The organism is Streptomyces sp. NPDC127108 (assembly GCF_042677545.1).
Classification (GTDB): Bacteria; Actinomycetota; Actinomycetes; order Streptomycetales; family Streptomycetaceae; genus Streptomyces.
This window is the reverse complement of record NZ_JBHXTE010000008.1, coordinates 170,175-178,615: the sequence shown is the minus strand read 5'-3', so window position 1 is coordinate 178,615 and position 8,441 is coordinate 170,175. Positions and strand designations below refer to the sequence as shown.

5 protein-coding genes and 1 tRNA gene are annotated in these 8,441 nt (G+C 70.4%); 2 read left to right on the top strand and 4 right to left on the bottom strand.

All coding sequences use genetic code 11. The annotated features are described in order from the left end of the window. Positions 1–157 precede the first annotated feature (157 nt). From ACFVHO_RS09220 to ACFVHO_RS09205, 4 genes are all read right to left on the bottom strand, one after another. On the bottom strand, positions 158–2,095 hold the full coding sequence (locus tag ACFVHO_RS09220) for a galactose oxidase-like domain-containing protein (protein WP_385711776.1): 1,938 nt from the start codon (positions 2,093–2,095) through the stop codon (positions 158–160). After that, complete coding sequence (locus tag ACFVHO_RS09215) at positions 2,092–4,137, bottom strand: glycosyltransferase family 2 protein (protein ID WP_385711774.1); 2,046 nt, start codon at positions 4,135–4,137, stop codon at positions 2,092–2,094. The genes ACFVHO_RS09220 and ACFVHO_RS09215 overlap by 4 nt, the downstream gene beginning before the upstream one ends. Before the next feature lie 324 nt (positions 4,138–4,461). Further along, on the bottom strand, positions 4,462–5,175 hold the full coding sequence (locus tag ACFVHO_RS09210; protein WP_385711772.1) for a FadR/GntR family transcriptional regulator: 714 nt from the start codon (positions 5,173–5,175) through the stop codon (positions 4,462–4,464). A 121-nt stretch (positions 5,176–5,296) separates the two neighbouring features. Further along, positions 5,297–5,370, bottom strand: a tRNA-Lys gene (locus ACFVHO_RS09205). A 255-nt stretch (positions 5,371–5,625) separates the two neighbouring features. Between ACFVHO_RS09205 and ACFVHO_RS09200 the strand changes: the two genes are divergently transcribed. Both ACFVHO_RS09200 and ACFVHO_RS09195 read left to right on the top strand, forming a co-directional pair. Then, positions 5,626–6,984 carry a peptidoglycan-binding protein gene (locus tag ACFVHO_RS09200; protein ID WP_385711770.1) on the top strand — a complete coding sequence of 453 codons (1,359 nt, stop codon included), beginning with the start codon at positions 5,626–5,628 and terminating at the stop codon, positions 6,982–6,984. A 57-nt stretch (positions 6,985–7,041) separates the two neighbouring features. Beyond that, positions 7,042–8,427 (top strand): SPFH domain-containing protein, encoded by a 1,386-nt coding sequence (locus ACFVHO_RS09195; RefSeq protein ID WP_385711768.1) that lies wholly within the window; start codon positions 7,042–7,044, stop codon positions 8,425–8,427. Positions 8,428–8,441: the final 14 nt, after the last annotated feature.

The following is an 8,441-nucleotide window of genomic DNA, read 5'->3' as shown; positions in this document are numbered from 1 at the left end:
GGGGGGTTGTGTTCCCCGTTTTTGGCGGGGGGGGGGTCTTTGGTTTGAATTTTTTTATTAAAACCCCGCTGCCGCTTCTACCTTTCTCTGGTAAGCCGCGACTGCGGCTTTGTTGTGGCTGAGCGCGCAGTTCCCCGCGCCCCTTACGGGGCTCGGCTCACGGCACGTGCACCCACTGGGCCTTGCTGGGTGTGCCCTCCTCGTCCGTCACGAAGAGCATGTACCAGCCGGACTCGACCAGGCTGCGGTTCTTCGGGACGGTGACCGTGATCCCCTTCGCGGTCTTCTTCATGTCGAGGGCGATGGACGTCTGGTCGATGTCCGTCACATGGGTCGTGGCGGACGGCCGGATCAGCCGGGCCTTCTTGATCGACGAGGCGTGGGCGGTCGGGAACGTCCCGGAACCGCCGCGCGCGATCTTCTTCGGGCCCTCGCCCAGGGTGGGCTGGGACCCGTGGTACAGATACGGCGGAGTGTAGATCTCCACGCGCTGCTCGAAGACGCCCGGCTTGGTGTTGCCCTTGTCGGAGTACAGGGAGTCCGAGCCGAAGAACATCACGCGGCCGTCGGGCAGCAGGATCGAGCCCGAGTGGTAGTTGCGGCCCACGAGCGGGTCGGCGACCTTGTCGAAGGTGTTGGACGTCGGGTCGTAGATCCGGGCCTGCTTGATGTTGGAGGCGCCGCGGCCGCGGTAGTCCTCGGAGCCGCCGGAGACGAGGACGGAGTCGTCGGGCAGGACGGACGCCTGCGGATAGCGGGTGCCCTTCTCCAGCTCAGGGCCGTCGCGGAACCGGGGGGCGTTCTCCCTCAGGTCCACGATCCGCGTCTTGGCGGAGGAGTCCTTGGACTCGCCGACGCCACCGCCGCCGACCACCATGTACCGCTGGTCCTGCGCGGGCGGCAGCTCCACGGTGTTGGAGGTCTCCAGGAGGTCCGGGTCGCTCATGCCCGGGATCTTCTTGAACTTGTTCGTCTTCAGGTCCCAGACGCCCGGGTCACGGCCGACGTCGTCGGGGCCGTAACCGGCGTTGGAGCCGGAGTAGAAGAGCTTCCCGTCGGCCATCTGGAAGATCGCCGGGTAGGTCGGGAACTGCCGGACGCCCTTGGTGTACGTCCACTTCTTGGTCTCGGGGTCGTACACCTCGTTCTTGCCCGGCACCAGCTGGCCGATCTCGTCCAGGCCGGAGAGGGAGAGCACCTTGCCGTCGGTGAGCGTGGTCAGCGTGGGATACCAGCGGGCCTCGTTCATCGGGTCGACCTTGATGTACTTCTCGGCGACCGGGTCGAACTCGAAGGTGTCCTTGATGCCCTGGAAGTCCTTCTTGTCCAGGGCGAGTTTCTGCGCGATGCCGTACGTGTTGCGGGTGTCGGCGCCGCTGAGGCCCTGCACGCGGTAGTTGTCCTGGGTGCCGGTCTCGTACTTCGCGCCGCTCTGCTGCGCCTCCACGTAGATGCGGCCGAGGCCCGGGTCGTTGCGCAGGAACTCGCCGGTCTGCTTGTCGAAGACCTTCTTCGCGCGCTCGACGACGACCGAGTCCTTCGACACGAACGTCTTGCCGTTCTTCTTGCCGGTGAACTTGGTGCCCGCGGGCAGCGTGATGGGCTTGTCCGGGTTCTCGTTGTGCACGATCATCAGGCCGCCGGCCTTGGTGACGTCACCCTTGAGCTTCTCGTAGCGCTTGGTGCCGCCCGCGATCAGCAACTTGCCGTCGGCGAGCTGGGTGTGGCCGGTGCAGAAGAGGTCGACGGGCGTCGGGATCTTCTTGATGGTGTTCTTGACCGGGTCCCAGAGGCGGGTGTCGAACTTCTTGTCGTCGAAGTTCTTCTGGTTGTTGCCGGACCCGGCCACCATCAGGATCTTGCCGGTGTGGAGCAGCGACGCGTGGATCGTGTTCTGCCGGTACTCCTCCGGGAAGTCGATCACCTTCCAGTGGCCGTTGTCGGCCTTGTACTCCGGCTGGTTGATCTTGTAGTTGTGGTACTTCTCGGAGCCCACGCGCCACAGCCAGGGGCCGTTCATTCCGGCCAGGGCCAGTACCACCGCCGTACCTATCGCTATCCGGCGGACGCGGCGGCGGCTGGACGGGTCTTTCATTGTTCGTGGCTCCCGAGGGCGGTCTGCATGGTCTCGTCATTCGAGGCCCAACTGGGCTTCTGCTGCGGTGCGTGCGGCGCGGGCCGCGCGTGCGGGGGCGCGGAGTGCGGTGCGTACTGCTGGGGCGCGTACTGCTGCTGCCCGTACTGCTGCTGCCCGTGCTGCTGCGGGATCGGCTGCGGCGCGTGCACGGTCGGGGCGGCGTGCCGGGGCTGCGGCACCCGAGGCTCGGCCGGGCCCGCCGCGGGAGCGGCGGACTTCTTCTTCTCCTGCCGCATGCCGTGCCGCCAGGCGAAGATCGGTGCGGCCGTGATGAGCAGCGCGAACGTGGCCCAGATGATCATCGCCGGGTGCGCGTGGTCGTACACGTACGCCGCGGCTATGGAACCGGCGAAGACCAGGATGAAGAACAAGTGGATGCGGAACGTCCCGAACAGCGTGTCCGGGCTCGCCGAGTCGCCCTTGGGCGTCACCACGAACTTGGACTTGCGGCGCAGCGCCGCGTCCATCAGGGAGCGCGCGTAGATGGGGGCCGAAAGCGCCGACATCACCATGCCCGCGACACCGCCGGAGCCCTCGGGCTCGTGCGGGGAGACGTTGTGGCGGCGGTTCCAGATGTACAGGCCGATCTGGAGCGCCGAGGCGTTGCCGTACAGCATCAGCCAGATGGTCGGGTCGATGTTCACGCCGGACGCGCCGAGGCCGAGGAACAGGGCGCAGCTGAGGGCCGCGAGGATCCAGTTCATCGCGGACATCGGGTAGAAGATGACCATCATCGTGTAGTTGAAGAGCCGTCCCGGGGGCAGCGAGAAGGGTGCCTTCCAGAACTGCTTGAGGATGGTCTCGTAGGTGCCGCGCGACCAGCGGAGCTGCTGGGTGAAGAAGTCCGTCCAGGCGTTGGGGCCCTCGCCGACGGCGAGCACGTCCGGGGTGTAGACCGACTTCCACTTCTTGCCCGTCGCCGGGTTCTTGTGGCGGTGGATCTCGAAGCCCGTCGCCATGTCCTCGGTGATCGAGTCGTACAGACCGCCGATCTGCTTCAGCGCGCTGATGCGCACCGCGTTGGACGTGCCGACGAACATCGGGGAGCCGTAGGCGTTGCCCGCGCGCTGGATCAGGGCGTGGAAGAGGAACTGCTGGGACTCGGCGGCCTTGGTCACGAACGTGTCGTAGTTGCCGTACACCTGCGGGCCGATGACGAAGCCGACGTCCGGGTCGCGGAAGAAGCCGAGCATCCGCTCCAGGTAGTTGGGCATCGGCACGTGGTCGGTGTCCACGGAGGCGAAGTAGTCGTAGCCGTCGCCGTGCGCGTCCAGCCAGGCGTTGTAGTTGCCGTGCTTGGTCTTGGCGCGGTGCGGGCCCTTGGCCTGGTTCCACTTGGCGATGCCCTTGCGGGAGAAGTGGTGCACACCGAGGCGTGCGCAGACCTCCTTCACCTCCGGGTCGTCGCCCTCGTCGAGCAGCCAGACGTGCAGGAGTCCCCGGTGGCGCAATTTCACCGCCGCTTCCAGGGTCTTCGTCACCATTTCGATCGGCTCCTTGCCGGGCACGAACGAGGTGAGGAAGGCGACGCGGGTGCCGTTCTCGGGCACCACGGGGATCGGGTCGCGGGCGACGAGGGTGGCGTGCGCGTTCGACAAGACGTTCATGCAGCGGAAGAACTCGATCAAGCCGATCGAGACGAGCATGACGATGTCGAGCACCGGCAGCCAGTCGTTCGCCACGTAGTCGCGCTCCGTCCAGTGCTCGGGCTGCAGCAGCCAGGCGAGCAGGACGAGGGAGAGCAGCGGCGCCGCGCCGAGCATCAGCGCGGCGCGCAGGCGGTGCGGTTCCTGGGACAGCAGCGAGCGGTACTGGACCTTGTACGGCTTCGCCGGGTCCGGCTGGGTGAGGGGCCCGGCGAGTCGGCTGTAGTGCTCGTAGTCGTACCGTGGCAGCGACTTCTTGATGCGTCTGAAGCCGCCGGTGCGGTTCGAGAGGACCCGCAGCTGGGTCGTCTGGGACGGGTCGTTGCTGCCCTGGCCCGTCGGCGTCGACGTCATGAGTCATCCCCCCGCACGCGATCACCCGCGTGTTCGTCGGTCCTCTGCCCGCCCGGTCCCCCTCGACCTTCGCGGACGCATCAGTGGCAGGCCACCTTCCCGTAGGACAGCGAAAGGCGACCTTCCGGTTGCATGATGCCCCCCTCGGCATCCGTTCATGAACGCGGGGACCCCCGTCCAGGCGTTCACGCGGGTTCTCTCGGCGCCGGCGTGCGAGCCCCCCAACTGCCCTGTACCGCACGCCTCGTGAGAGTCGGGCCGTGCCCGAGCCTCCCGTCAGGGTTCTACGCGCCTAAGCATGATCGCAAGAGCGAAACAAGCAGTTTACCGGTCATAACTGGGAAGAGGGAGGCCTGTTGAGGCAGGTGCGCTCAGCCGGGTTCGAATGTTACCGAAGTGTTCCCGTATCGCCCGCTCGGCGCGGAGCACGTCCGAGGAGCGCACCGCGTCCAGGATCTCCCGGTGCTGCCGGCAGGTGACCTTCGGGTCCTGCGGGATGTCCACGAGGTCCGTACGAACCCGGTGGAAAGCGTCCCAGAACGCCTCCATGACCTCACTGAGCAGGCGGTTCCCCAGGCACCTGTAGAGAGCGGCGTGGAAGGCGCGGTCGGTCTCGGCGCGCACGGCGCCGTCCGGCCCGGCGGCCTCGGCGTCCATGCGGTCCACGAGGGCGTCGAGCTCCGCGAGGTCGGCGGGGGGTATGGATCCGGCGAGGCGGGCGATGAGTCCGGCTTCCACGGCCTCGCGCAGTTCGAGGAGCTGGAGCAGGCTGTCCTCGCCCCGGTAGTGGCCCGCGACCGTGCGGAAGGTCAGGCCCTCGATCATCGGGGCCATCGACATCGGTCCGACGTAGGTGCCGAAGCCGTGCCGGATCTCCACGATGCCCATCGCCTGGAGCGCCTTCAGTGCCTCACGCACCGAGTTCCTGCTGGCGCCGAGCCGCTCCATCAGCTCCGGCTCGGTCGGCAGCACCGCCCCCGAGGGCAGCCGCTGGTCGATGATGAGCTTCTTGATCCGCTCCTGGAGGTCGCGTGGCATGGCGCAACCGTAGCGGTCGGGCCCGCCGGGACCCAGGGGTGTGCGGGGGCGCCAGCGGCACCGACCCGTGGTGTGAGCAGCACGAAGGCCCCCCGCCTGAGCGGAGGGCCTTCGCTGTCTGTGCGCCGCCAGGGACTCGAACCCCGGACCCGCTGATTAAGAGTCAGCTGCTCTAACCAACTGAGCTAGCGGCGCCTGCTGACGTGGATAACTCTACCGGACGGGGAGGGGTGGTTCTGACCACCCCGGAGCGGGTGGTCTGGAGCCGCCGGGGGTGGGGGTGGGGTGCCCCCGGCGGGTGGCGGGGGTCGGCGCTGCATCATTCGGACCGTCAACATGCGCCATCCCCGGACAGTTGAGAAGCTGACGCATGTGCAGACGCGCGGAGAGACTTTCCCGGGCCCGTTCCCCGACGTCGTCGGGAATGCGCCGGAGTGTGAGGGGAATCGCATGGAGGCTGCTCCCGTATTCGAGGAATTCGAGCCCGCGAACGACTGCGACTGCCCGGGCTGCGTGCACTGGCGGCGTTCCGGAGCCCACGCCCTGCCACCCCGGCTCGGCGGCCACCCGGCCGCCCACGGCGCCCGCCGCGCCCTCGTCCTCGCGGCCGCCGCGAGCTCCGTCCTCGGCCCGGCCCACACCCTGCCCGCGGTGGCGTCCGAGCAGGTCGGAGAGCAGGTGGGAGGGGTGGAGGGGCGCCCCGCACTGGCCGTCGAGCGGCCCCGCGGCGCCCCGGCCGGAGCCCCCGCGGGCCTGCCGGGAGCCGACGGCCCCGACACCCCGCAGGGCGGCCGGACCGCCCTGCACGGAGCGCCGGGCAAGAGCGCGGTGGCCCGCACGACCAGCCGCGCGGAGATCATCACCCGCGCCAAGCGGTGGGTCGCGGCGAAGGTTCCGTACAGCATGCAGAAGTTCTCGGCCGACGGTTACCGGCAGGACTGCTCGGGATTTGTCTCGATGGCCTGGAATCTCGGCGGAAACGAATGGACGGGCAGCCTCGGCCGTTATGCGACCCGCATCTCCAAGGAAGAACTGAAGCCCGGCGACATTCTCCTCTTCCACAATCCGGCGAATCCGGAGAGAGGTTCGCACGTGACCATTTTCGGCGGCTGGACCGACTACACCCGCGGCTATTACCTCGCCTACGAGCAGGCCCGCCCGCACGCCCGCAGGCAGGCCACCCCGTACGCGTACTGGAACAACGGCGACCGCTATCTGGCCTACCGCTACAACGGGCTGCGGCCCACCGGCCAGGCGGGCTCGGGGCCGGCGTCGGCGCGGTTCCCCGGGGCCGGTCACTTCGGCCCCGGCGCCGACAACGACCACGTCACCCGGCTCGGCGAGATGCTGGTGGCCCGTGGCGGCGCCCGCTTCTACCGCACCGGACCCGGGCCGCACTGGAGCGAGGCCGACCGGGCGGCGACCCGGGCCTTCCAGCGGGCGCAGGGCTGGACCGGCGCCGACGCGGACGGACTGCCGGGCCCGACGACGTGGGCGTACCTGGTGGGCGGAAAGGGCAAGGACATCCCCGCCGCCAAGGGCACCCCCGGTGCCCCCGGCGCCCCGGCCGCACCCGCCTTCCCGGGCAAGGCGTACTTCCGGCCGGGGCAGGTCAACGACCACGTGACCCGGCTCGGCCGACAGCTCGTGCGCGCGGGGTTCGGGAAGTACTACCAGCGCGGCCCCGGACCGCGCTGGGGCGAGGCGGACCGGCGCGCGGTCGAGGCGTTCCAGCGGACGCAGGGGTGGCGGGGCGGGGCGGCCGACGGGATGCCGGGGCCGGAGACGTGGCGGCGGCTCTTCGCATGAGGAGCACGCGCGCCGTACGGAACTCATGACGGAGGCACGGATGAGACGGAGGCACGGATGAGTACGACGACACAGCGGCCGCCGGAATCCGGTGAGGGCTCGGGACCGGTCGGCCGCGCGGCGCCGCGCCTGATCCACAGCGAGGCCACCATGGAGATCCCCGTCCACCTGCTGTTCCGCGACGACCCCCAGGACATGGCGGCGGCGTCCGGCGCGACGGGCGTACCGCTCGGGCCCGCGGTGGTGCGGCGCGGGGCGGTGCTCTCGGGCGGGACGCGGGGAGCGGGCGGGTCCGGGCAGGCGGGGGCTGACGGGGCGGGCGGGCCGGGGCGTGCGGGTGGCGCGGGTGGCAGGGGTGGCGCGGGGCGCGGGGGCGGTGCTGGGCGGGCGGGACAGCAGGGGCAGACGGGGCAGACAGGGCGCACTGGGCAAGCGGGACGAGCTGGGCAAGCAGGGCAGGCGGGGCGAGCGGGGCAGGCGGGGCGGGCTGCCGTCGCGTCGGTGCCGCCCGCGCCCTGTGTGCCCGAGCTGGACGCCGGGCTCGCCGAGCGCCGGGCCCGGGTGCTGCCCGGGGCCGTCGGGGTGTTCGGTGGTGGCGTCGGCACGGCCGGGTGCGCGCTCGCGCTGTGGTGGGCGGGGGTGCTGCCGGAGCCGATGGTGGACCTGGTGGCGCCGGCCGGGGACCTCCGGGGCGGCGGTGCGGCCGGGATCTCCGTCGGGCAGTGGGCCGCGCTCGCCGGGTCGGGGGCGCTGGCGCTCTTCGGGTTCGGCGGGCTCGCGCGGGGGCGGGTCGGCGGGGCGTGGGTGCTCTCGCTGTTCGGTAGGTACCGGGGGAGCGTGCGGCGCACCGGGCTGCTGTGGGTGAACCCGCTGCTGCTGCGGCGCCGCGTCGACGTACGGCTGCGGCACTGGCGCAGCGAGCCGATGGCCGCCGTGGACCGCTCCGGGGTCGCGCTGCGCGTGGTGGTGCTCGTGGTGTGGCGGGTCAAGGACACCGCGCGGGCGACGCTCGCCGTCGCCGACCACCAGGAGTATCTGCGCGAGTGCGTGGAGGCGACCACCGCGCGGGTGCTCTCCAAGCTGCCCGCCGACGCCTTCCACGACGACGCGCCGACGCTGCGGGACGCGGAGGCGGTCGGCGAGGCGCTGACGCGGGCGCTCGCCGCGCAGACGGAGCCGGTCGGCGTGGAGATCTTCTCGGTGCAGCCGACGCGCATCGAGTACGCGCCCGAGGTCGCCGCCGCCATGCACCGTCACCGGATCGCCGCCCTCGACGCCCGGCACCGCGACAGCCTGCTCACGTCGGTGGTGGACTCCGTGGAGGACACGGTGACCCGGCTGACCACACGCGGCCTGGTCGAGCTCGACGACTACGAGCGCAGGGCGCTGGTGAAGGACCTGACGGTGGCGTTCTGCACGGGGCGGGGCGGCGACAGCGCCTGACGCCGGGGGCGTGT

Bases quoted from the DNA above. Each gene is read 5' to 3' on its own strand.
- ACFVHO_RS09220 (WP_385711776.1), bottom strand. From the start codon at position 2,095: ATGAAAGACCCGTCCAGCCGCCGCCGCGTCCGCCGGATAGCGATAGGT.
- ACFVHO_RS09215 (WP_385711774.1), bottom strand. From the start codon at position 4,137: ATGACGTCGACGCCGACGGGCCAGGGCAGCAACGACCCGTCCCAGACG.
- ACFVHO_RS09210 (WP_385711772.1), bottom strand. From the start codon at position 5,175: ATGCCACGCGACCTCCAGGAGCGGATCAAGAAGCTCATCATCGACCAG.
- ACFVHO_RS09200 (WP_385711770.1), top strand. From the start codon at position 5,626: ATGGAGGCTGCTCCCGTATTCGAGGAATTCGAGCCCGCGAACGACTGC.
- ACFVHO_RS09195 (WP_385711768.1), top strand. From the start codon at position 7,042: ATGAGTACGACGACACAGCGGCCGCCGGAATCCGGTGAGGGCTCGGGA.